Genomic DNA, 22,272 nt, shown 5'->3' with positions numbered 1-22,272 from the left:
GGCTCAGGCCGCGGACTCCGGTTCCCGTACGGTGACGCGGGCACCCGGGCCGGACTTCTCCAGCAGTTCGGCGAGTTCACCGGCCGCCCGCACCACGTCGGCGACGGGCATCGGCGCCAGGCTCTCCAGCAGGAAGAGGCCCGAGACGGTGCGCTCGGTGAGCCGGGTGCGCGGGCCCTGGCGCCAGTTCCAGCGGCGGCAGGTGACACCGGCCCCGTCGCACCACACGACCTCGCCGGGCTCGGGGTGCTCGACGGTCTCCTCTCCCCCGGCCACGGTCACGAAGTCCTCCTCGCCCTGGGCGCGCACCAGGCGCATACCGCCCTGGATCAGGTCCAGGTCCTCGCCGCCGACCGGGATCAGATGGGCGACGCTGATGGCGTTGTAGAGGTCGACGAGGGCGTTGATGCGGGGCAGCCCGGCGCCGGAGAGGGCGCGCCTGGCCAGGGCCTCGGCGGAGTTGCGGGTGCGCGACGGCTTGGCGCCGAAGGCGGTGTAGGTCTCGCGCCAGGCCGCCATGTGCGGGTCCTCGTGCGGGGCGCGGCCGTCCAGGCGGGCGGCCAGCCGGCGCGCCGCGTCGTCCAGGAGCGCCGAACCGGCCTCGGTGCTGGGGCCGTTCACGAGGCCGTGCGCCTCGACGGCCACATGGGTGAAGCCGGGCGCGAGCGCGCGCACCTCGTCGGACACGGTGAGGGTGAGCGTCATGGTCCGTCCGTCTCGCGGGTCAGAGGTGGGTGGGGAGCGCCGCGGCCAGCGCCGACCGGTCGGGGGCGGCCTTCAGGGCGGCGAGCACCCCCGGGTGTGGTTCAGCGTACAGTACCGGGTAGTCCATCTCATTCGACTTCGGGTCGGGCACGAAGGCCAGGCGCTCGCCGCCGAGGGAGAACTGCGCGTCGACGCCCGGCTTGTTGCCGCGCGGGTCCTGGCGGTGCCAGGCGCCGTTGAACCGTACGGCGACCAGCCCGTGCAGGACGTGACCGCCGCCGTCGTCCCAGGTCAGCCGCTGATAGCAGAGGGCGGCGGGAATGTCCTCGGCGCGCAGCAGGGCGGCCAGGGCGTGGGCCTTGGCGTGGCAGATGCCGGTGCGCTGCCGCAGCACGTCGGAGGCCCGCCAGGTGACGCGCGGATCCTGGGAGTCCTGCGAGTGCGGAATGGTGTCCCGCACGAACTCGTACGCGGACCGCGCATAGGCATACGAGTCCGCCACCCCCTCGGCCAGCCGGGCCGCGGTCTCGCGGACCACCGGGTGTTCATGGTCGATCGCCTCGTCGGCGGCGAGATAGGCGGACAGGTCGGGGGTGTGCTGGGTCAGCTCCATGCCCGCAGAGCATAGGAATGCGATCACTCGACAGTCAATGACTTTACGAATGATCGCATAACTATGCAGAGTCTGAGCGGTCCTGACCGCCCCTGGTCAGCCGCGCGCCATCTCTTCCTTCAGCGCGGCGAGGAACGCGTCCACGTCGTCCTCCGTGGTGTCGAACGAGCACATCCAGCGCACGACACCCTCGGTCTCGTCCCAGAAGTAGAAACGGAACCTCTTCTGGAGCCGCTCGCTCACTTCGTGGGGCAGCTTGGCGAAGACGCCGTTGGCCTGCACCGGGTAGAGGATCTCCACGCCGTGCACCGCGCGCACGCCCTCCGCGAGCCGCTGGGCCATCTCGTTGGCGTGCCGGGCGTTGCGCAGCCACAGGTCCTTGGCGAGCAGGGCCTCCAGCTGCACCGAGACGAAGCGCATCTTCGAGGCGAGCTGCATGCTCATCTTGCGGATGTGCTTCATCCGGCGCACGGCGTCCTGGTTGAGGACGACGACCGCCTCACCGAACATGGCGCCGTTCTTCGTCCCGCCGAGCGAGAGGATGTCGACGCCGACCGTGTTGGTGAAGGTTCGCATCGGGACGTCCAGGGAGGCGGCGGCGTTGGCTATCCGGGAGCCGTCCAGGTGCACGGTCATGCCGTGGGCGTGGGCGTGCTCGCAGATCGCGCGGATCTCCCCGGGCGTGTAGAGCGTGCCCAGCTCCGTGCTCTGGGTGATCGAGACGACCTGCGGCATCGCGCGGTGCTCGTCCTCCCAGCCGTACGCCTGCCGGTCGATCAGCTCGGGGGTGAGCTTGCCGTCCGGGGTGGGCACGGTGAGCAGCTTGAGGCCGCCCATGCGCTCGGGGGCGCCGCCCTCGTCGACGTGGATGTGCGCGCTGTCCGCGCAGATCACCGCGCCCCAGCGGTCGGTGACCGCCTGGAGCGCGACGACGTTGGCGCCGGTCCCGTTGAAGACGGGGAACGCCTCGGCTCCGGCGCCGAAGTGGCCGCGCACGACGCGCTGGAGGTTCCCGGTGTAGTCGTCCTCGCCGTACGCGACCTGGTGGCCGCCGTTGGCCAGGGCCAGGGCGGCGAGCACCTCCGGGTGCACCCCGGCGTAGTTGTCGCTGGCGAAGCCGCGGACCTCCGGGTCGTGGTGGCGGCGCGCGTCGGTCTTGGCAGGGTTCACGGCTGCTCGGTCAGCCACAGACGTTTTCCGTTCACTTCCGCGGCGGGCCTGCTCCAGACGTCGGTGATGGCCTCGGCCAGGTCCTTGACGTCCGTGAAGCCCGCGAACTTCGCGTTGGGCCGCTCGGCGCGCATCGCGTCGTGCACCAACGCCTTCACCACCAGGATCGCAGCCGCCGAGGTGGGCCCTTCGGCGCCCTCCGCCTTCCCCGCCTTGCGGAAGTAGTCGGCCATGGCCAGCGTCCACGCCTCGGCGGCGGCCTTGGCGGCGGAGTACGCGGCGTTGCCCGCCGTGGGCGTGCTGGCACCGGCGGCGCTGATCAGCAGGTAGCGGCCGCGGTCGCTGCGCTGGAGCGCCTCGTGGAAGGCCAGGGAGGTGTGCTGCACCGTCTTGACGAGCAGCAGCTCCAGGAAGTCCCAGTCGTCCAGGCTGGTCTTGGTGAAGGTCTCGCTGCCGCGCCAGCCGCCGACGAGGTGGACCAGGCCGTCGACGCGGCCGAAGTCCTTCTCGACGTGCGCGGCCCACTCCCGGGTCGACCGGAGGTCGAGCAGGTCGACCGTGTCGCCGGTGACGCTGGCCCCGCCGGAGGCGTAGCGCGCGGCGTCCACGGCCTCGGAGAGCCGCTCGGGGTCGTTGTCCGCCCCGACGACGGTGGCGCCCGCCTCGGCGAGCCTGAGCAGCGCCGCCCGGCCGGCGGGTCCGCCCGCACCGGCCACCGCGATCACCGCACCGCTGAGAGCCCCGTTGCCCGCCATCTTCTTCGCCTCCGTAGCAGCAGTGTTCTGGACGCGGTCGCTCACGCGGCGACCTGCTCGGCGCCGTCCGCCGTGATGCCCTTGGTGGAGGCGATCACATTCTTCAGCTTCTTGGACAGTGCCTCGTAGAACATGCTGAGCGGAAACTCGTCCGGAAGCACGTCATCGACGAGCTTGCGCGGCGGCAGGCTCAGGTCGAGGGCGTCGGGGCCCTTGGCCCACTTGGAGCCGGGGTGCGGGGCGAGGTAGCGGGAGACCAGCTCGTACCCGGCGAACCAGTGCACCAGCTTCGGGCGGTCTATGCCGTCGCGGTAGAGCGTCTCGATCTCGGCGCACAGCTGGTTGGTGACCTGCGGGGCGCGCTCCCAGTCGATGGCGAGCTTGTTGTCGGTCCAGCGGACCACGTCGTGCCGGTGCAGGTAGGCGAAGAGCAGCTGGCCGCCGAGGCCGTCGTAGTTGCGGACGCGCTCGCCGGTGACCGGGAAGCGGAACATCCGGTCGAAGAGCACCGCGTACTGCACGTCGCGGGCCTGGCCGACGCCGTCCTGCTCCAGCTTCACGGCCTCCTTGAAGGCGGTGAGGTCGCAGCGCAGCTCCTCCAGGCCGTACATCCAGAACGGCTGGCGCTGCTTGATCATGAACGGGTCGAAGGGCAGGTCGCCGTGGCTGTGGGTGCGGTCGTGGACCATGTCCCACAGGACGAACGCCTCCTCGCAGCGCTTCTGGTCGTGGACCATGGCGGCGATGTCCTCGGGCAGCCGCAGGCCCAGCAGGTCCACGGCGGCGGCGGTCACGCGGCGGAAGCGGGCGGCCTCCCGGTCGCAGAAGATGCCACCCCAGGAGAATCGTTCCGGCGCCTCGCGCACGGCGATCGTCTCGGGGAAGAGCACCGCGGAGTTGGTGTCGTAGCCCGCCGTGAAGTCCTCGAACGTGATGCCGCAGAAGAGCGGGTTGTCGTACCGGGTGCGCTCCAGCTCGGCCAGCCAGTCCGGCCAGACCATGCGCAGCACGACCGCCTCCAGATTGCGGTCCGGGTTGCCGTTCTGCGTGTACATCGGGAAGACGACGAGGTGCTGGAGTCCGTCCACGCGGTGCGCGGCCGGCTGGAAGGCCAGCAGCGAGTCGAGGAAGTCGGGCACCTCGAAGCCGCCGTCGGCCCAGCGGCGCAGATCGGCGACGAGCGCCCGGTGGTAGTCGGCGTCGTGCGGCAGCAGGGCGGACAGCTCCGCCACCGCGTCGCTCACGCGCGCGACGGCCGCCTCGGCGTCCTCGCGCGCGGGCGCGCCCTCGGCCCCGAAGTCGATCGATCCGTCCTTCGACTGCCATGGCCGGATCTGCTCCACGGCATCCTTGAGCACGGGCCACGCCGGGTGCTCGATCACCCTGCTCGCCGGAGGAACATGCCCCTCCGGACCCACCTGCACAAGAATTTCCGTCATGACCCACCCTCCACGGGAGAAGCTCGCGTAAGAAGACCGTATACATATGAGCTTTCTTCCAGCAAGGGCACCCTCCGAAAATTATCCTGCGGGCGCACATTCTCACCGACTATTTTCCTGCCCGACACCCGTATGGCGGCTACTTCCCGTAGGCCGATCGAGTGATGCCACCCCCGGTCGGCGGTACGGCGATTTCCCGCCATGCACGGGCGGTGGTCCCGTCGGGGCCCTCCCCGGTCAACGCGGCCGGGACGCGCCCACGCCCGGGTGACCGCGCCGAGGGGTACGGCCCCGGCGCCGCCCGGCCGTCACCCCACTGCTCCGTGTACGCAGGGGTTCAACCCGACTCCGGACCGTTAGGCTGCGGCACTGCCGCGTGGACGACGAGGTCCCTGAGGTCCGCGGGCGAGCCGAGCCGCCGTCGACGGAAGCGAGTTGAACCTTGAACTTCCTTACCATCGGTCACCGCGGGATCATGGGTGTGGAGCCCGAGAACACCCTCCGTTCGTTCGTCGCCGCCCAGCAGGCCGGCCTCGACGCCATCGAACTCGATCTGCACCTGAGCAAGGACGGCGCCCTCGTCGTCATGCACGACGCCGACGTGGACCGCACCACGGACGGCAGCGGTCCGATCGCCGACAAGACCCTGGCCGAACTGCGCGCGCTGGACGCGGGCCGCGGCGAGCGGATCCCGCTGTTCGAGGAGGTGCTCGACGCCGTTCGGGCGCCGTTGCAGGCCGAGATCAAGGACGCGGCGGCGGCGAAGGCGCTCGCGGAGGTGATGCGCCGCCGCGACCTGGTCGCCCGGGTCGAGGTGCTGTCCTTCCACGACGAGGCCCTCCGCGAGATCACCCGGCTGGTCCCCGGCGTCCGCACCGCGCTGGTCGCCGACCACTACGGCACCGAGGTCGTCGAGCGCGCGGCCGCGGCCGGCGCGGGCACCCTCGTGCTGAACATCCGCAGGCTCACCCTGGAGGTCGTCGAGCACGCCCGCGCGGCCGACCTGCGGATCATCGGCTGGGTGGTGAACACCACCGACCACCTCCGCCTGGTCCGCGCCCTGGAGCTGGACGGCGCGACCACCGACTTCCCGGAGATCAAGCGCACCGGCCGTTTCACCGCGTAGCGCGCCCGCTACCCGAGCGGCTTGACCAGCAGCTCGAAGCGGAGGTCGTCGCGCTGCGGCACCCCGAAGCGCTCGTCGCCGTACGGGAAGGGGCTCATCCGTCCCGTACGGCGGTAGCCGCGCCGCTCGTACCAGGCGATCAGGTCCTCGCGCACCGAGATCACCGTCATGTGCATCTCCGTGACGCCCCACACCTCGCGGACCTGCCGCTCCGCCTCCGCGATGATCAGCTTGCCGAGGCCCGCGCCCTGGAGGGCCGGACTGACCGCGAACATGCCGAAGTAGGCGTGGTCGCCGCGGTGCTCCAGCTGGCAGCAGGCGACCACGCAGCCGTCCCGCTCCACCGTCAGCAGCCTGCTGTCGGGCGACGCGATCACGTCCAGCACGCCCTGGGGGTCGGTGCGCTGCCCGTGCAGGATGTCGGCCTCGGTGGTCCACCCGGCCCGGCTGGCGTCGCCCCGGTACGCCGACTCGATCAGTGCCACCAGGGCCTCGACGTCGGCGTCGGTGGCGTCGCGGAAGACCGGTGCGGTGGCGGCGGTGTCCATGGAGGGCCTCTCGGGATCTCGGGCGCGGTGGGGCAGCACCGAGGGTATCTCTGTGGCTAGGGTGCGCCGCATGGTGCATGTACTCAGCAGCCGGGTACTGATCCGGCCCACGGACCCCGAGCGTTCCCGCGTCTTCTACGGCGAGCGGCTGGGCCTCGCCGTCCACCGTGAGTTCGGTACCGGCCCCGAGCGCGGCACCGTGTACTTCCTCGGGGGCGGCTTCCTGGAGCTGTCGGGGCGCTCCGACGTGCCGCCGTCCACCGCCGTGCGGCTGTGGCTCCAGGTCGAGGACCTGGCCGCCGCCCACGCCGAGCTGCGGGCGGCGGGGGTGGAGATCGTCCGGCCGCCGGTGCGCGAGCCGTGGGGACTGATCGAGATGTGGATCGCCGATCCGGACGGCGTGCCCGTCGTGCTCGTCGAGGTCCCCGCCGAGCACCCGCTGCGCTACCGGCCGGGCATCTGAGCCGGACGCCCGCTCCGCGCCCCGCGGCACCCCGGGCCGTCCCTGGCCGTACGGCTCCCGCTGGCCACCGTCGGTGACCGGGGATAGCGTTCTGGTGGTGGGGGCGAGCCTTCCCGGAGGAGTGCCATGGAGTTCGACAAGCCGGTGATCGGCGGCCCCTGCTGGGCGGAGCTGGGGACCAGCGATCTGGAGGCGGCCAAGCGGTTCTACGGCGAGGTGTTCGGCTGGCACTGCGCCGCGCCGGATCCCCGGCCCGAGCTGCGGGGCTACACCGTCGCGCGCCTGGGGGACGCGGCGGTGGCCGGGATCGGCCCGCTGTTCCGGCCCACCCAGCCGGTCGCCTGGAACGTCTCGTTCGCCGTCGCCGACGACGACGCGGCCACGAACCGGGTGGCGGACGCCGGGGGCACGGTGATCCGGGGCCCGATGGACATCTTCGACGAGGGCCGCCGCACGGTGGCCCTCGACCCGTCCGGCGCCGCCTTCCAGCTCTGGCAGGCCAAGGAGTTCGCCGGTGCCGGGGTGTTCAACCGGCCCGGCGCGCTGGGCTGGGTCGAGCTGGCGACCCGGGACGTCAAGCGGGCCCGGGACTTCTACACCGGTGTGTTCGGCTGGAGCGTCAACGCCTCGGAGTGGTACACGCAGTGGGGCATGCACGGCATGGACTTCGGCGGGGTGACCGCGCTGCACGAGCGCTTCCCCTCCGATGTGCCGCCGCAGTGGCTGCCCTACTTCGCGGCCGAGGACGTCGACGCCACCGCCGAGGTCGCGGCCCGCGCGGGTGCCCGCCTCCTCCAGGAGCCGGTCTCGGTCCCGCACGGGCCCCGCATGGCCGTCCTGTGCGACCCGCAGGGCGCGGCCCTCGGCGTCTACCAGACGGAGGACGGGACCGACGAGGAGACCGGGACCGGGACCGCCGCCGGGAGCTGAGGCGGCGGCAGGCCGCGCACGGCCGGGGCGGTCGCGGGGGCAGCCGGGCGACCGGGGCTGCCAGGCAACCGGGGCTGCCGGGTGCGGGAACGGGTGCGGTGGCGGGGGCCGGTGCGGCGGTGTGCGGCGGTGTGCGGCGGTACTCAGAAGCGGGCGGCGCCGGGGCGGCCCTCCAGGCGGGTGAGGAGTTCGCACAGCAGTGCGGCCAGATCGCCGCGGCCTGCGGTGTCCAGTCCGGCGAGCACGGTCCTCTCGTAGGCCAGCTGGTCCGGCAGCAGGCCGTCCACCAGGTCCCGGCCGGCCTCCGTGAGGCGCAGATGGGCGACGCGGCGGTCACGGGTGTCGCCGCGCCGCTCGACCAGGCCGCGTTCGGTGAGCTGTTTGAGCCGCTTGGTCACGGCCGCCCCCGAGGAGAAGGTCTCGCGGGCCAGCTCGCTCGGGGTCAGTTCGTGGCCGGTCCGGCGCAGCGCGCCCAGCAGGTCGAACTCGGGCCGGCTCAGCCCCGCCCGGCGCAGGGGGGCGTCCTCCGCCTGCTGGAGGAGCGCGGAACAGCGGTTGATACGGCCGATGATCTCCATCGGGGCCGTGTCCAGCTCGGGGTGGACGGCCCGCCACTGCCGGACGACACCGGCCACGGTGTCGTCTCGGGCGGGTCCGGCAGCGGCGCCGCCGGCGGCTGCCGCGTCCGCCGCGTCCGCCGCTGGTGCATCGGCCGGCGCGGCGGGCAGGACGGCCGACGGCTCGGTGGACGGCTCCGGGTGCTCCTGCGGCGCCGGGTGGTGCGGCTCCGGCGCCGGTGGATCTGTCCGTCCGGTGGAGTCCGGGTGCTCCCGGCCGTGGGGCGTGTCCCCGGCCCCCGTCGCCGTGGGTACCGGTCGTCCGTTGCTCGCCGTCATGGCCGTGCGTCCTCCGTCGTCCTGCCCGTGCTCGTCACCGGGGCGTGCAGCCCCAGGCGTCGTACCGTCGCGGCGAGCGTACGGTGTGCGGACTGCTCGGTGAGCACGACCCGCTCCTGGGGCAGCGCGCGCTGCCACCACTCCCCGGCGGCGGCGTCGGCGGTGGCGCGCAGTTCGACCAGCGCGGCGGCCAGGGACCGGCGGGCGGACTCCAGGGCCGCCCGGTCGGGCCGCGGTTCGGCGAGCAGCCGCGCGGCCCGCTCACGGGCCCGGTCCACGGCGGTCAGCGCGTCTCCGATCCGGTCCCCCGCCCGGCGGTTGGTGACGGCGACGGCGGCCACGAAGCCGACCAGGGCGCCGATGACGGTGTCCACGGCCCGCTCGGTCATCAGCTCCCCCGCCGGACGCTGTCCGGCGAACTCGGTGACGAGCAGCGCCATGGGGGTCACGCAGATGCTGCCGAGCCAGTAGTTGCGGCCCATCAGCGCCTCGGCGCCGAAGTTGAGGGCCACGCAGACCAGGACGAGGGCCAGGCCGCCCGTGTGGGCGAGCGGGACGAGCGCGGCGAAGACGAGGACGCCGACGAGGTTGCCGACGACCCGCTGCACCCCACGGCTCCAGGTGAGCGTGACATTGGCCTGGTAGAGGGAGGCGGCGGTGACCAGCGCCCAGTAGGGGCGGCCGATGCCCAGGGCCAGGGAGGCGTATCCGGCGAGCGCGCAGCCGAGCGCGGTCCGCGCGGCGATGGGGGCGAGCGGGCCCAGCCGGCTCCACCAGGGGCGGTGGGGGGCGCCGGCCTCGGCCTGGACACCGAGGAGTTCGTCGGTGGCCGCCGCCGTCTCACCGGCCCGCGGGACCGGACCCCGGCCGCACAGCTCGCGCGCCCGGGTCCGCAGCCGCTGCGGGTCGGCGTCGGCGGGCGCGGCGAGGGCGACCTCGGCCCGGATGACGAGCCGGGCGAGATCCCGCCGGGAGGCGGCCCGCGCCCCGGTGACCGGCAGCGCCTGCCAGGCGGCCTGCACGGCGGCGGCCGCCGCGGCGCGCAGGCGGGCGTGGCCGTCCCCGGTGCCGCGGGTGGCGGCATACGCGGCGGCGGCGTTCAGCGCCTGCGCGGTGGCCCGGCGCTCCGGGCCGTGCGGGCGCAGCAGGCCGGGCGCCATGCAGACCAGCCAGGCCCAGGCCGCGGCGGCGAGGGCGAGCGCCAGATGGGCGGGGACCTGGCCGAGCGTCTGCGGGGCGAACAGGGACGCGGAGCTGATGAAGGTCAGGACCACATTGCCGGGCGGGCCCACCCGGGTCGCGTCGCACAGGGCCTTCTGCGCGGCGGCCATGAGCGCGCCGACCGCGACCAGGACGACGGGGTCGCGGGTGAGCGACGCGGTGACCAGGGAGAGGGCGAGGCCGCCGACCATGCCGAGCACCACCCAGGCCAGCACCCGGGCGCGGGCGGCGTAGGGGCGGTTGTGGGCGTACAGGGCGCACAGCGATCCGGCCATGGTGTACATGGCCAGGTCGAGCCGGCCGAGGGCGAGCAGCGTGAGGTTCGGCGGCGCGACGGAGACGACCGAGCTGAGTGCGGGTTTGAACCAGATGTCGGACGGACGGCCGAGCCGCAGCACGCCGGTGAGCGGGAGCCGCCGGGCGCTCCGGACCGGGGCGGTGGCCGGGGCCGGGACCGGGGCGGTGGGGGCGGGCGCGGGGGCGGGCGCGGGGGCGCGGTTCGGGTCGGGGGAAGGGTTCGCACTGCTCATGGAGACAATATTAGCAGGTGTTTTACCCGTAAAACATATGACGGGAGGACCGCTCATCCGGCGTGCGCGCTCCCGGACACGCTCCCCCCGTACCTCCTTGCGCTCGTGTGCGCACCGTGTGCCCCGGGCATCGCTTGACCGAGCGGAAGGCCGCCGAACCGCGGTCCGGACCTTCGAGCGGGAGGTGGGCGGGTGCACGCACCGGCTTCGCCCGGCTGGCTGCTGGTCGCGCTGTGCGCGGCGACCGGCGCCTACTGTCTGCTGCGCATGCGCAGCCCCGACCAGGAGCAGCGCCGCTCGGCGGGCGGTGAGGCGCTGATGGGCTTCGGCATGGCCGCCATGGCCGTGCCCGCCGCGGTGTTCACCCCGCCCGCCTGGGCCTGGCCGGTCTACGCGGCGGTCTTCGGCGTCGCGGCGCTGCGCGCCCTGTGGGCGGCGCGGACCGGCCCGCGGCACCATCTGCACCACCTGGTGGGGACGTCCGCGATGGTCTACATGTCGCTGGCCATGGCCGCCGCCCCCCAGGGGCACCACCACGCCCACGGCGGCTCCGGCGTCCCCCTCCTCACCGGCGCCCTGCTGCTGTACTTCGCCGGATACGTCCTGCTCGGCGGCGCCCGTCTGGTCCCGGCCGGGGCGGGCCCCCAGGGCACGGGCATACGCACGGGCTCCGGAGCCGTCACCGGCGCGGGCACCGGCCACGGCTCCGGGGCGCCCGGCGGCCCGGGGTGGGGCGACCGGCCCGAACTGGCGCGCGCCTGCCGCCTGTCGATGGGGATGGGGATGGTGGCGATGCTGCTGACGATGTGAGACCGGGGCGCGGAGCACCGACCTGGCGATGTGCGGCCGGGGCGTGGGGCACCGGCCGTCCGGCTCCGTGGCCTGTGTCACTTTGCCGCGTGAGCCGCCCCCTGAGCGGCCGCCCGCTCAATAGGGTGCTCGCATGATGGTCCCCGCGGTCCTGTTGCTGATCGGCGCGCTGTTCGCCGTCGCCGCGCCCCGGCTCCTCGCCCGAGCCGACTGGCCGGACCGGGAACCGGTGGTCGCCCTGTGGGTCTGGCAGTGCGTGGTGGCCGCCGTCCTGCTGTGCTGCGCGCTGTCGATGACGCTCAGCGCCGCCGCGGCGTGGCAGCAGGTGCGCGGGCATGTGTTCGCCACGGCGCCCAGCGCGGTGGTGGAGGCGTACGCGCTGGGCGCGGCCGGTGCCTGGGCGCCGACGACCGCGGTGGCCCTCGCCTGCGGTGGGGTGTGGAGCGCCGCGATGCTGGTCCGCGAGGTCGTACGGGCCCGGACGCGGCGCCGTCACCGGCGGGCCGAACTGCTCGTCCGCGCGCCGCTGCTGCCCGGCGAGCAGAGCGGAACCGGCCGGCTGGTCGTCCTGGAGGGCGAGCGGCCGGAGGCCTGGTGGCTGCCCGGCGCGTCGCCCCGCCTGGTCGTCACGACCGCCGCGCTGCGCCGTCTGAAGGGGCGGCAGCTGGACGCCGTGCTCGCCCATGAGCAGGGTCATGCGCGGGCCCGTCACGACTGGCTGCTGCACTGTTCGGCGGCGCTGGCGGACGGCTTTCCGCAGGTACCGGTGTTCGCCGCGTTCCGGGACGAGATGCACCGCCTGGTGGAACTCGCCGCCGACGACATGGCCTCGCGCCGCTTCGGCCGGCTGACCACCGCCCTGGCCCTGGTCGAGCTCAACGAGGACCGGGGCGTCTTCGGCCCCTGTCCCGCCCCGCGGGGCCAGGTGCCGCAGCGGGTGCACCGGCTGCTCACTCCGCCGGACCGGCTCACCGCCGCCCACCGGCTGCGTCTGACGGCGGTGGCGGCGCTGGTGCCGGTGGTTCCGGTCCTGGTGACCCTGGTACCGGGGCTGCGCGCCCTGAGCTGACGCCCGCGCGACCGGCCCCACCCTCCCACCAGCCCTGCCGCGCGTGGACTTGCGGCGCATCGGGCGGCCCGGTGTTTCACCGGCCGCCGGGCGGCGAGTATCGCGTCATGCGTCCCGCCCGCGTCCCCTCCCCTGCCCCCTCGCCACGCTCCCCGCGCCCGCCGCACCCGTCCCGCCGTCCCCCGGCCCGGCGGGCCGCGGCCGTGCGCCTCGCGGCCGTGCTGGGCCTGTGCGCCGCGGTACCCGCGGTGCTGGTCGCCCTGCGGTGGCGGCCCCTGACCGCGTTCGACGGCGCCGTGGCCGGTGCCGCACACCGCCGGGCGGTCGCCGAGCCCGGGATCACCCGCGCCTGCCGCGTCCTCACCGACTGGGTGTGGGACCCGCTGACCCTGCGCCTGCTGTGCGCGGTGGTCGCGGTGTGGCTCGTACGGCGGGCCGCCGCCTGGCGGACGGCGGCGTGGCTGGTGGGCACCTGCGCGCTGGGCACCCTGCTGCAACAGGGCCTGAAGGCTGCCCTGGGCCGGGACCGGCCGGTCTGGCCCGATCCGGTGGACTCCGCCGCGTACGCGTCCTTCCCGTCGGGCCACGCGATGACCGCGACCGTGGTCTGCGGGCTGTTCCTCCGGCTGCTTCACCAGTACGGCGCCGGGCGCGGGCCGTGGAGCACCGCCGTGGCCCTGGTCGTGCTGTCGGTGGCGGGTGTCGGCCTGACGCGCGTCTGGCTGGGCGTCCACTGGCCCTCGGACGTCCTCGGCGGCTGGCTGCTCGGCGCCGCCGTGGTCGCGGCGGCCTGCGCCGTCCCCAACGGGTTCCCCGCGCGCCGGGATTGAGCGAGGATCACCCTCATGACCGCTGTGCTGTTCGACTTCTCCGGGACCCTCTTCCGCGCCGAGTCCACCGGGTCCTGGCTGCGCGCGGTGCTGGCGGAGGCCCGTCAGACCCTCGGCGAGCGGGAGTTGGCCGAGGCCGCCCGCGCCCTGGAGGAGGCGGGCGCGCTGCCGGGCGGCGCGCCGCCCGCCCGGGTCCCGGCGGAACTGGCCGGGCTGTGGAGTGTCAGGGACCGCAGCGCCGCCCAGCACCGGGCCGCCTACACGGCCATGTCCCGCCTGGTGCCCCTGCCCGACCCCGCGCTGCACGACGCCCTGTACGAACGGCACATGACACCGGCCGCCTGGGCTCCGTACCCGGACGCGCACGAGGTGCTGCGCACCCTGCGCGAGCGCGGCATCGGGGTGGGCGTGGTGAGCAACATCGGCTGGGACCTGCGCCCGGTGTTCCGCGCGCACGGCCTGGACGCCTACATCGGCACGTACGTCCTGTCGTACGAGCACGGCGTCCAGAAGCCGGATCCGCGGCTGTTCGCCACGGCCTGCGCCGCGCTCGGCGCGCGGCCGCGGGACGTGCTGATGGTGGGCGACAGCCGCGAGGCCGACGGCGGCGCCGCGGCGCTGGGCTGCGCGGTGCACTTCGTGGACCACCTGCCCGTCGCGGAGCGCCCGGACGCGCTGCTGCCGGTGCTCGGCCTAGTGCCCCACCGCGCCCCGGCCGATCCGGCCGCCCCGGCGCACGACCCGACGGACTGAGCACGCCGGGGCGGCCGGATCAGGCCGTGCGCGGCAGACGTGCGGGCCGCGGGCGCACGGGGGCGGCGGCCGGGCCGCCGTACAGGGCCGCCCGCAGGGGCGGGGCGAGGATGCGCCGTACGGCGGCGGCGTCCAGGGCGGCGACGGGTCCCAGCGGGTTCAGATAGCGGGTGAAGATCAGGCCGCCGAGCACCGCCACCGCCGCCGTGGCCCGCTCGGTGGCGTACCGGCCGCCGAGGTGCGCGGCGATCCGGCCGAGCACCTCGCGCTCCAGGAACTCCCGGAACACCCGCATGACGTCCTCGTCGCGCATCGCCACCGGTTCCAGGGCCGCGAATCCGGCGGCGCCGCCCTCGTCCGGTTCCTCCCAGAGCGCCGTCACGGCGTCGACGAGCCGTTCCGCCAGGTGCGCCGGATCGCCCTCCAGGGCGCGGGCGACGGCGGTCGAGCGGCCGCAGTCGATATTCATCGCCTCACCGAACAGGCCCTGCTTCGAACCGAAGTGGTAGCCGATGAGGGCGACGTCGACGTCCGCCGCGGCGGCGACGGCGCGCAGTGTCGTGCCCTGGTAGCCGCGGGCGAGGAAGAGGGCGCGCGCCTCCTCGGCGATCCGGGTCCTGGTGGCGGGCCGGCCGCGCGGGCGGCCACGGGTTTTATTCATCAGCGTTGAATATCGGCCCGCCCGGACGGCACTGTCAAGGCGTCCGGGCACCCTTCGAGCGGCCCGGCACCCGTCACCCTCACTCGCCGAGATCGCTCACCGAGGAGATCCCCATGCGTATCGCCGTCTTCGGAGCCGGCGGCCCCACCGGCCGCGCACTGCTCAACCAGGCCCTCGCCGCCGGGCACGAGGTCACCGCGGTGACCCGCAGGCCGCGGGCCGTCGCCGCCCGCGAGGGGCTGACCGTGACCGCGGCGGACGCCCGGGACGCGGAGGCCGTCGCCGACGTGGTCGCCGGTCAGGACGCGGTCCTCTCCGCGCTGGGCGTCCCGCCCGGAAAGGGTCCCGTCACCCTCTACTCGACGGCGGCCCGCCATCTGACCGCCGCCGTGGAACGGCACGGGGTCGGACGGCTGCTGGTCGTCAGTTCCAGCGTCCTGGATCCCGGCTGGCGGCCGAGCGGGGCGTTCTTCTTCAACAACGTCCTCGATCCGTACGTCAACCGGGTGATCGCCCGCGCCGCGCACGAGGACATGCGGCGGATGGAGGACGTGGTGCGCGCGAGCCGCACGGACTGGACGATCGTGCGCCCCTCGGGTCTGTTCGACCATCCCGGGCCCACGCCGTACCTGCTCGCCGAGGGCAGCGCGGACGGTGTCTTCACGGCCCGCTCCGACCTGGCCGCGAGCATGCTCGCCCAGGTGTCCGAGGACCGGTTCTCGCGCCGTGCCATGGGGGTGGCGACCACGCGGGTGCGGCCGAGCGTGCCCCGCATGATCTGGCGCGAGATCCGGAAGAACGCCGGTGCCGGGCGGCCGGAGGAGCAGGCCCGGGAAAGTAGCCCCAGGTAACCAATGGGGCGAAGGTGTGCCCGTCTCGGACGATCCCCCGCGTCGCCCGAGACGGGCGGCAGCCCGACCGCACCCCGGGAAGGGGGCGGCGTGCTGGCGTTGAGTATAGTTGGCTGGCAGCCAGTCAACGCAGGAGTTACAGGATGTCCCCGCGCAGCGCCTCGGTCAATGAAGAGTTGCGACGGCGTTCCCGGGAACGGCTCCTCCAGGCGGCCGTGGAACTGGTGGGCGAGCGCGGCTACGACGCGACGACGCTCGGGGACATCGCCGACCGCGCGGGTTCCGCACGCGGTCTGGTCTCGTACTACTTCCCCGGCAAGCGGCAGCTGGTCCAGTCCGCGGTGCACCGGCTGATGCACCGCACCCTGGAGGAGGCGCTGGAGCGCGAGCCGCGCACCGAGGACGGCGCGGAGCGGATGGCGCGGGCCATCGACGCGATCCTGGGCCTGGCCCACGACCGGCCCGTCCTCATGCGCCACCACATGGCGGGGATCCTCCAGGCCGAGGGCTTCGTGCAGTGCCCCGAGCAGCAGCGCCTGTCGCACCTGCTGCGGGACACCGTGCTCCGGCACGGCTCGGCGAACGCCGACACCGACTACCCGATGCTGCGCGCACTGCTGATGGGCGCGGTCTACGCGGCGCTGGTGCCCGGCGCGCCCATGCCCGTGCCGCTGCTGCGCGCGGAGCTGTTCGAGCGGTACCGGCTCGACTGGGACCTCGGCCTGCCCCCGGACACCTGCGCGACCGGCGGGCCCTGCGGCACGGACGTCTCCCGCTTCTTCGCCACCGGCCGGCCCCCGGCGGAGCGGCCGGGGCCGTCCCCGGAACGGCCGGAGCCCTTCCCGGACCGTCCGGAGTGAGACCGCGCGGACGGCCCGGCGCCGGGCGCCCGGAGCGGCTCCGCACCGCGCGCGGAGCGCTCAGGCCGAGGTGAGGCGGGCGTCCTGGCGGGCGGCGGCGTCGAGCAGGGCGTCGAGCAGGCCGGGGAACAGGTGATCGAGGTCGTCGCGGCGCAGGCCGTTCATCTTGGCCGTGCCGCGGTAGATCTGCCGGATGACACCCGCCTCACGCAGCACCCGGAAGTGGTGCGTGGTGGTCGACTTGGTGACGGGCAGGTCGAAGTGCGAACAGGACAGCTCCTCCCCCTCGGCGGCGAGTTTCCGCACGACCTGTAGCCGCAGGGGCTCGGACAGCGCGTGCAGCACGCCCTCCAGACGGATCTCCGCCCGCTCGGGATGCGGAAGGTCGCGGCTGCCGGCGGCGGGAACGGGGGCGGTGGCGGTCACGTGCGGCTCCACTTCGTACGGGCTGTCCATCCTACGATGCACGTCGTAGTTTGACAGTTGCCGTACTACGAGCGTTACCGTACAAGCCTGCCCCTGTCCCGTGACGAATGGAGTCCGCCGTGAGCGCGCTCTTCGAGCCCTTCACCCTGCGCGAAGTGACGATCCCCAACCGGGTCTGGATGCCTCCGATGTGCCAGTACTCGGCCGCGCCCGAGGGTCCGGCGACCGGCGTGCCGAACGACTGGCACTTCGCCCACTACGCGGCGCGCGCGGCCGGCGGCACGGGTCTGATCGTCGTCGAGGCCACCGCCGTCTCGCCGGAGGGCCGGATCTCCCCGTACGACCTCGGCATCTGGAACGACGCCCAGGTCGAGGCGTTCCGCCGGATCACCGGCTTCCTGCGCGACCAGGGCACCGTACCGGCGATCCAGCTCGCGCACAGCGGGCGCAAGGCGTCGACCGACCGGCCGTGGAAGGGCGGGGCGCCGATAGGCCCCGAGGCGCACGGCTGGCAGCCGGTCGCGCCCAGCCCGGTGCCGTTCGCCGAAGGGCACCCGGTCCCGGACGAGCTGAGCGTCGGGCAGATCCGCGAGATCGTCGGCCAGTTCGCCGCTGCGGCGCGCCGGGCCCTGGCCGCCGGTTTCGAGATCGCCGAGCTGCACGGCGCCCACGGCTACCTGATCCACGAGTTCCTGTCGCCGCACTCCAACCACCGCACCGACGCCTACGGCGGCTCGTACGAGAACCGGGTGCGCTTCGCGCTGGAGGTCGTCGACGCGGTGCGGGCGGTGTGGCCCGAGGACAAGCCGCTGTTCTTCCGCATCTCCGCGACCGACTGGCTGGAGGAGGGCGGCTGGACGGCCGACGAGACGGTCCGCCTCGCCGCCGAGCTGCACGCCCACGGCATCGATCTGCTGGACGTCTCCACCGGCGGCAACGCCTCCGCCGCCCGTATCCCGGTCGGCCCCGGCTACCAGGTGCCGTTCGCGGCCCGGGTGAAGGCCGGGACGCCGATGCCGGTGGCCGCGGTCGGCCTGATCACCGAGGTGGAGCAGGCGGAGAAGATCGTCGCCAACGGCGAGGCGGACGCGGTGCTCCTCGGCCGCGAGCTGCTGCGCAGCCCGTCCTGGGCCCGGCAGGCGGCCCGCGAGCTGGCCGCCCCGGTGCATGTGCCGGACCAGTACCACCGGTCCGTCTGAGCGACGCTGCGAGCGGGCCGCCGGGGACTGTCCCGGCGGCCCGCTCGCCGTCACCGGGACAGGGCGCGTGGCACGGCGCGTGGTCAGACGGCCCCGGCCGGCAGCAGGCGGCGCACCGTGTCCTCCAAGCGGGGCAGCGCCCGCTGGCCCGCGAGGGCCAGGGCGATGGCGGCGGCGACCCCGGCCCAGGCGGCCGGGCCCAGCGGGGTGCAGCCGAAGAGGTGGCTGACGCCCGGCGTCTGCACCACGGCGACGAGGGCGGCGGCCGAGCCGACGGACGTGAGCCGTACCAGCGGACTGTCCCGGCGGTCCAGCAGGGTCTGGGCGAGCTGGGTACCGACCACCCCGCACAGGGCCATCGTGCCGGAACGGCGGGCGGTGCCCGGGGTGAACCGCCCGATCAGCCAGGCGGTGAGCGCGCCCAGGCAGGTCGTCAGCGCCCGGTGGCGGATCTGCCGGACGAGCGGTCCCCCGAGCACCCCGCCGGCCGCGTCCTCGGGCGAGGCGGCCCGAGTCGCCCCGGCGGCGCCCTTCGGGGTCACCGCCACCGCCATCGCCGGGAACAGGTCGGTGAACAGGTTCACCATGAGCATCTGCCGGGTGGACAGGGGCGCACGGCCCGACACCAGCGTGCCGAGGATGCCGAAGCCGACCTCGCCCGCGTTCCCGCCGATCAGGATGGCGATGGCGTCGGCGACGCTGTGCCACAGGGCCCTGCCCTCGCCGATCGCGTGGATCAGGACGGTGAGGTCGTCGGCGGTGAGGACGATGTCGGCGGCGTTGCGCGCGGCGGCCGAGCCCCGGGCGTTGATGCCCACCCCGATGTCGGCGGCCCGGATCGCCGCCGCGTCGTTGGCGCCGTCGCCCACCATGCCCACCACCCGGCCGGCGTCCCGCAGCGCCTCCACCACCTGGAGCTTCTGCTCCGGCGCCACCCGGGCCACCACGCCCGCGTCGCGCAGCATCCGGGCGCGGGCGGAGCGGTCGGCGGCGGCCAGTTCGTCGCCGGTGACGACGACCGTGTCCTGCGGCCAGCCCAGTTCGGTGGCGATGGCGCGGGCGGTCTGCGGGTGGTCCCCGGTGAGCATGACCGGGCGTACGCCCTCTTCGTACAGGCCGCTCACCAGGGCGGTGGAGGTCTCGCGCGGCACGTCCGACAGCGCGAGCAGACCGGTGAACTCCAGGTCGCCCGGCGGCCGTTCCAGTACGTCCGTCTCCTGCTCGTCCTCGGCGAGGCGCCGCTGGGCGACCGCGAGCACCCGCAGCCCGTCGCCGGCCAGCGACTGCGCCGCGCCGAAGGCGTGCGCGGGCAGCCCCGCGCAGGCGGGCAGGACCGTCTCCGGGGCGCCCTTGACGACGAGTGTGCGCGGGCCGTCCCCGGTCCGGCCGACGGCCGCCGCGTAGCCGCGCCCGGCCTCGAAGTCGAGCCCTTCGAGCTGGTTCCAGTCCGGGTCGGGTCCGGCCGCGTCGAGGACCGCCTCGTCGGTGGCGTGCACCGGCCGTCCCGAGCCGCCGTTGCCGCGCGGGCAGGCGCGGGCCGCCGCGCGCACCGTGGCGGCGCAGGCCGCGTCGCCCACCGGGTGGATCCCGCCGTCCGCGTCGCCGACGCGCACCAGCCGCAGGCGGTTCTCGGTGAGCGTGCCCGTCTTGTCGAAGCAGAGGGTGTCCATCCGGCCGAGCGCCTCCAGGGTGCGCGGGGTGCGCACCAGCACGCCATACCGGCTGAGCCGACGGGCCGCGGCGAGCTGCGCGACCGTGGCCACCAGCGGCAGTCCCTCGGGGACGGCGGCCACGGCGACGGCCACACCGCCGCTGACCGCTTCCCGCACCGGGGTGCCGCGCAGCAGCGCGAGACCGGTCACCGCGGCTCCGCCGGTCAGCGTCAACGGCAGTGCCTCGCGGGTGAGTTCCTGGAGCCGGGCCTGCACACCGGCCGCGGGCGGGGTGCGGGCGGCGAGGTGCACGGCGCGGGCGGCCTCGGTGCGCTCACCGGTGTCCACCACCACCGCGCGGGCCTGGCCCGCCACCACCGTCGTGCCCTCGAAGACCATGCAGAACCGGTCGGAGACGACGGCGTGCGGGGTCGGCGCGAGCTGCTTCTGCACCGGCAGCGACTCACCGGTGAGCGCGGACTCGTCGACCTCCAGGCCCTCTTCCCACAGCAGCCGGGCGTCGGCGGGCACCACGTCGTCCGCCATGAGTTCGATGACGTCGCCCGGCCGCAGCTTGCCCGCCTCGACGGTGCGGGTACCCCCGGCCGGTGCCTCGGTGGGCGGCGGCGCGAGCCGCGCCTTGCGCTTCTGGTCGGCGAGCAGCCCCGACAGGGCCCGTTCGGCGCGCAGCCGCTGGACGCCGCCGACCAGGGCGTTCAGGTCGAGGGCGCCGACCACCAGCAGCGCGTCCATCACGGAGCCGAGGATGGCGGAGGCCGCCGAGCCGACCGCGAGGACGGGGGTGAGCGGGTCGCGCAGCTCGCCGCGTACGGCCCGGCCCAGTTCGAACGTCCAGCGGGCCGGGGCGAGCGCGGGATGCCGTACGGCGCCGCCCGCCGCCCGGCGCACCCCGCCGACGGCCCGTGCCAGCGGGCCCGGTTCGTCCCGCTCCTCGTGCTCCAGCCGCTCCCTGGCCTCGTCCGAACCCAGTTCGTGCCAGTGCACGCGCGCGCGTGGATGCGGGGCGCGGGCCAGCGCCACGCCGAGAGCGGCCCGGGTCCCGGAGAACAGGGCGGCGGCGGCGCTCAGGTCGACCGGCGCGTGCCGCAGACCGGGCAGCACGGACAGCCGCCCCCTGCGGCGGCGCGACTCGCCGACGGCGACGAGGAGACCGGACAGCGCGGCGCCGGAGCGGGCCAGGGTCTGCGCCCGGCGGCCCACCGTGCGCGCGACGGGGACCGCGCTCAGCAGCCGCCAGACGTCGCACAGCCCGTGCAGGGCCAGCACGTCGGCGCCCCAGACGACGGCACCGCCGTGGTCGGTGAGGGCCACGGCGACATCGCTGCCGCCGAGACCGGCCAGGACGTCCTGGTCGTCGGCGGACGCGGCACGGGCGACCGTGACCACCAAGCCCGCGTCCTCCTCGGCGCGCAGCCCGTACACCACGTCGTCCAGGGGCCGCCGGGCGTCCACCACCTGGTCGGCGAGCGGGATGACGTCCTCCAGGGCCGGATCGTCCATGACGATCACCCGGAGTCCGGCGCGGCGGGCGGCGTCCAGCACGGGTTCGGCCCAGGGGTCGGCGTCGCCCCGCGCGGTGCGCAGCGCACTCGGGTGCAGGACGACGGTGCCCGCCATCTCCAGCGTCCGCAGCCGCTCCGGGTCGCGGACCAGGACACCGGTCCTGGCCAGTGCCGTGCCGAGCACGGCGTGGAAGGCGGCGGGGCCGTACCGCGCGGCCTTGGGGGAACCGGCGAGGAGCGCCTCGGCGGCCTCGGCGCCGTCGCGCTTGACCAGCAGGGTCACGGCCGCGCCCACCAGGCTGCCCGCCGAGGCGTGCCGGGCGTACTCCTGGGCGGGCGACTCCCGCAGCGGGGGGCGGGACGCCGGGTCGAGGGCGGCACCGGCCCGGCCGGGCGAGCACAGCTCGTCGTGCACCGTGTCGAAGGCGGTGGCGCGTGCCACGGTCTCGGTGAGCTGGCAGGCGCGCAGCGCGCCGTCGAGCAGCAGCGCGGTGGGCGTCTGTCCGGCCCCGTGGACGACGGCGTTCGCGCAGGCCAGCACGAAGTCCGTGCGGGCGGGGCCCAGCCGGGCCCGCAGCCAGGCGCGCGCCCGGGGGTTCTCCCGCAGCAGCGTCACCGCGGCGGTCGCCAGGCGGGGCGAGGGCGGCAGCCGCAGCACGGACGCGGTGACACCGGCCGCGATGCCGAGCGCGTCGGCGGCCAGTGTCGCGGTGGCGGCCCGTACCCCGGCGGGGTCGGCCGGGTGCGCCGGTTCCTCGGGGTCGCCGCCCTGGAGGACCAGTCCGTGCCGGGCGGCGAGATCGGCCGCCCGGTCCACGACCCGTTGGGCCGCCTCGTCCTCCGTCACGGTGACGACCAGCCGCGCCAGTCCTTGGTCCCAGTACGCGAAGAGCACGTCGGGCCGCTCGGCGAGGGCGGCGGCCACCCGGCGCGCCAGGTGCTCCCTGCCACCGGCCCGGCGCACCTGTTCGGGGTCGGCGGCGCGCAGCGCCAGATGGGCGCGCGCGCCGGAGCGCCAGTGGTCGCGTGCGCCGGGCAGCGCGTTGCGGGCGACGCGCACGACCCGTGCTGCCGAGTCCGCGCCGCGCACACCGGCGCGCGCGGTTCCGGCCAGTGCCCCGGCGGCCGCGCCGATCGCCGGGGCGGCCGCCCGTGCGGACGCCTGGGCCAGCAGAGCGGGTGCCTTCGGCAGCAGCCGTACGACGGCCGAGGGAGCCGTGAGCAGAGCGAGCATCGTGTGCC

Annotated in this window: 21 protein-coding genes; 10 read left to right on the top strand and 11 right to left on the bottom strand. The window is 74.9% G+C overall.

Annotated features, from left to right (window positions below; all coding sequences use genetic code 11):
• Positions 1-3 precede the first annotated feature (3 nt).
• The 5 genes from ACWDYF_RS26010 to ACWDYF_RS25990 form a co-directional block, all read right to left on the bottom strand.
• Complete coding sequence (locus ACWDYF_RS26010) at positions 4-705, bottom strand: B3/B4 domain-containing protein (protein WP_018570978.1); 702 nt, start codon at positions 703-705, stop codon at positions 4-6.
• 19 nt (positions 706-724) lie between these two features.
• Positions 725-1,318 (bottom strand): transglutaminase domain-containing protein, encoded by a 594-nt coding sequence (locus tag ACWDYF_RS26005; protein WP_389474209.1) that lies wholly within the window; start codon positions 1,316-1,318, stop codon positions 725-727.
• 96 nt (positions 1,319-1,414) lie between these two features.
• Positions 1,415-2,488, bottom strand: coding sequence for a threonine aldolase family protein (locus tag ACWDYF_RS26000; protein ID WP_389474207.1), 1,074 nt, complete (start codon positions 2,486-2,488; stop codon positions 1,415-1,417).
• The gene (locus ACWDYF_RS25995; protein ID WP_381738245.1) at positions 2,485-3,243 is read right to left on the bottom strand and encodes an SDR family NAD(P)-dependent oxidoreductase; all 759 of its coding nucleotides are present in this window, start codon (positions 3,241-3,243) and stop codon (positions 2,485-2,487) included. Before ACWDYF_RS25995 ends, ACWDYF_RS26000 begins: the two co-directional genes overlap by 4 nt.
• 41 nt (positions 3,244-3,284) lie before the next feature.
• Complete coding sequence (locus ACWDYF_RS25990; protein ID WP_389474205.1) at positions 3,285-4,682, bottom strand: DUF6421 family protein; 1,398 nt, start codon at positions 4,680-4,682, stop codon at positions 3,285-3,287.
• A gap of 442 nt (positions 4,683-5,124) precedes the next feature.
• Here ACWDYF_RS25990 and ACWDYF_RS25985 point away from each other — a divergent pair, with 442 nt between their 5' ends.
• Entirely contained in the window at positions 5,125-5,808 is a 684-nt protein-coding gene (locus ACWDYF_RS25985; RefSeq protein WP_389474202.1) for a glycerophosphodiester phosphodiesterase, read from the top strand.
• 8 nt (positions 5,809-5,816) lie between these two features.
• Here the strand turns inward: ACWDYF_RS25985 and ACWDYF_RS25980 are convergent, their stop codons facing one another.
• A complete protein-coding gene (locus tag ACWDYF_RS25980) occupies positions 5,817-6,356 on the bottom strand; it encodes a GNAT family N-acetyltransferase (protein WP_389474199.1) in 540 nt (179 codons plus the stop codon).
• A gap of 70 nt (positions 6,357-6,426) precedes the next feature.
• Here ACWDYF_RS25980 and ACWDYF_RS25975 point away from each other — a divergent pair, with 70 nt between their 5' ends.
• Together ACWDYF_RS25975 and ACWDYF_RS25970 are read left to right on the top strand one after the other, a co-directional pair.
• Positions 6,427-6,819 carry a VOC family protein gene (locus ACWDYF_RS25975; protein ID WP_018570985.1) on the top strand — a complete coding sequence of 131 codons (393 nt, stop codon included), beginning with the start codon at positions 6,427-6,429 and terminating at the stop codon, positions 6,817-6,819.
• 126 nt (positions 6,820-6,945) lie between these two features.
• A complete protein-coding gene (locus tag ACWDYF_RS25970) occupies positions 6,946-7,749 on the top strand; it encodes a VOC family protein (RefSeq protein ID WP_381737928.1) in 804 nt (267 codons plus the stop codon).
• 143 nt (positions 7,750-7,892) lie between these two features.
• Here the strand turns inward: ACWDYF_RS25970 and ACWDYF_RS25965 are convergent, their stop codons facing one another.
• Together ACWDYF_RS25965 and ACWDYF_RS25960 are read right to left on the bottom strand one after the other, a co-directional pair.
• Positions 7,893-8,384: a MarR family winged helix-turn-helix transcriptional regulator gene (locus tag ACWDYF_RS25965; RefSeq protein WP_234021285.1), complete on the bottom strand. Its 492-nt coding sequence runs from the start codon at positions 8,382-8,384 to the stop codon at positions 7,893-7,895.
• A gap of 257 nt (positions 8,385-8,641) precedes the next feature.
• The gene (locus ACWDYF_RS25960; RefSeq protein ID WP_389474217.1) at positions 8,642-10,264 is read right to left on the bottom strand and encodes an FUSC family protein; all 1,623 of its coding nucleotides are present in this window, start codon (positions 10,262-10,264) and stop codon (positions 8,642-8,644) included.
• Between the two features lie 324 nt (positions 10,265-10,588).
• Between ACWDYF_RS25960 and ACWDYF_RS25955 the strand changes: the two genes are divergently transcribed.
• The 4 genes from ACWDYF_RS25955 (at position 10,589) to ACWDYF_RS25940 (ending at position 13,858) form a co-directional block, all read left to right on the top strand.
• Complete coding sequence (locus tag ACWDYF_RS25955) at positions 10,589-11,206, top strand: DUF5134 domain-containing protein (RefSeq protein ID WP_389474193.1); 618 nt, start codon at positions 10,589-10,591, stop codon at positions 11,204-11,206.
• 133 nt (positions 11,207-11,339) lie between these two features.
• Positions 11,340-12,275, top strand: a complete 936-nt coding sequence (locus tag ACWDYF_RS25950) for a M56 family metallopeptidase (protein ID WP_389474191.1) — start codon at positions 11,340-11,342, stop codon at positions 12,273-12,275.
• Positions 12,276-12,382: 107 nt separating this feature from the next.
• The gene (locus tag ACWDYF_RS25945; RefSeq protein WP_389474189.1) at positions 12,383-13,105 is read left to right on the top strand and encodes a phosphatase PAP2 family protein; all 723 of its coding nucleotides are present in this window, start codon (positions 12,383-12,385) and stop codon (positions 13,103-13,105) included.
• Between the two features lie 15 nt (positions 13,106-13,120).
• Positions 13,121-13,858, top strand: coding sequence for an HAD family hydrolase (locus ACWDYF_RS25940; RefSeq protein ID WP_389474187.1), 738 nt, complete (start codon positions 13,121-13,123; stop codon positions 13,856-13,858).
• A 19-nt stretch (positions 13,859-13,877) separates the two neighbouring features.
• On the opposite strand, the gene ACWDYF_RS25935 is transcribed toward ACWDYF_RS25940, so the two are convergent.
• Complete coding sequence (locus ACWDYF_RS25935) at positions 13,878-14,519, bottom strand: TetR/AcrR family transcriptional regulator (protein ID WP_389474185.1); 642 nt, start codon at positions 14,517-14,519, stop codon at positions 13,878-13,880.
• A 113-nt stretch (positions 14,520-14,632) separates the two neighbouring features.
• Here ACWDYF_RS25935 and ACWDYF_RS25930 point away from each other — a divergent pair, with 113 nt between their 5' ends.
• Entirely contained in the window at positions 14,633-15,370 is a 738-nt protein-coding gene (locus ACWDYF_RS25930) for an NAD(P)-dependent oxidoreductase (protein ID WP_389474183.1), read from the top strand.
• 143 nt (positions 15,371-15,513) lie between these two features.
• Positions 15,514-16,230 carry a TetR/AcrR family transcriptional regulator gene (locus ACWDYF_RS25925; protein ID WP_389474181.1) on the top strand — a complete coding sequence of 239 codons (717 nt, stop codon included), beginning with the start codon at positions 15,514-15,516 and terminating at the stop codon, positions 16,228-16,230.
• A gap of 60 nt (positions 16,231-16,290) precedes the next feature.
• On the opposite strand, the gene ACWDYF_RS25920 is transcribed toward ACWDYF_RS25925, so the two are convergent.
• On the bottom strand, positions 16,291-16,686 hold the full coding sequence (locus ACWDYF_RS25920) for an ArsR/SmtB family transcription factor (RefSeq protein WP_389474179.1): 396 nt from the start codon (positions 16,684-16,686) through the stop codon (positions 16,291-16,293).
• 89 nt (positions 16,687-16,775) lie between these two features.
• Between ACWDYF_RS25920 and ACWDYF_RS25915 the strand changes: the two genes are divergently transcribed.
• Entirely contained in the window at positions 16,776-17,855 is a 1,080-nt protein-coding gene (locus tag ACWDYF_RS25915; protein ID WP_389474177.1) for an NADH:flavin oxidoreductase/NADH oxidase, read from the top strand.
• Positions 17,856-17,938: 83 nt separating this feature from the next.
• On the opposite strand, the gene ACWDYF_RS25910 is transcribed toward ACWDYF_RS25915, so the two are convergent.
• Complete coding sequence (locus tag ACWDYF_RS25910; RefSeq protein ID WP_389474175.1) at positions 17,939-22,264, bottom strand: cation-translocating P-type ATPase; 4,326 nt, start codon at positions 22,262-22,264, stop codon at positions 17,939-17,941.
• Between the last annotated feature and the right edge of the window lie 8 nt (positions 22,265-22,272).

Source organism: Streptomyces sp. NPDC003284, assembly GCF_053589675.1.
This window is presented reverse-complemented; position numbering and strand designations above follow the sequence as displayed.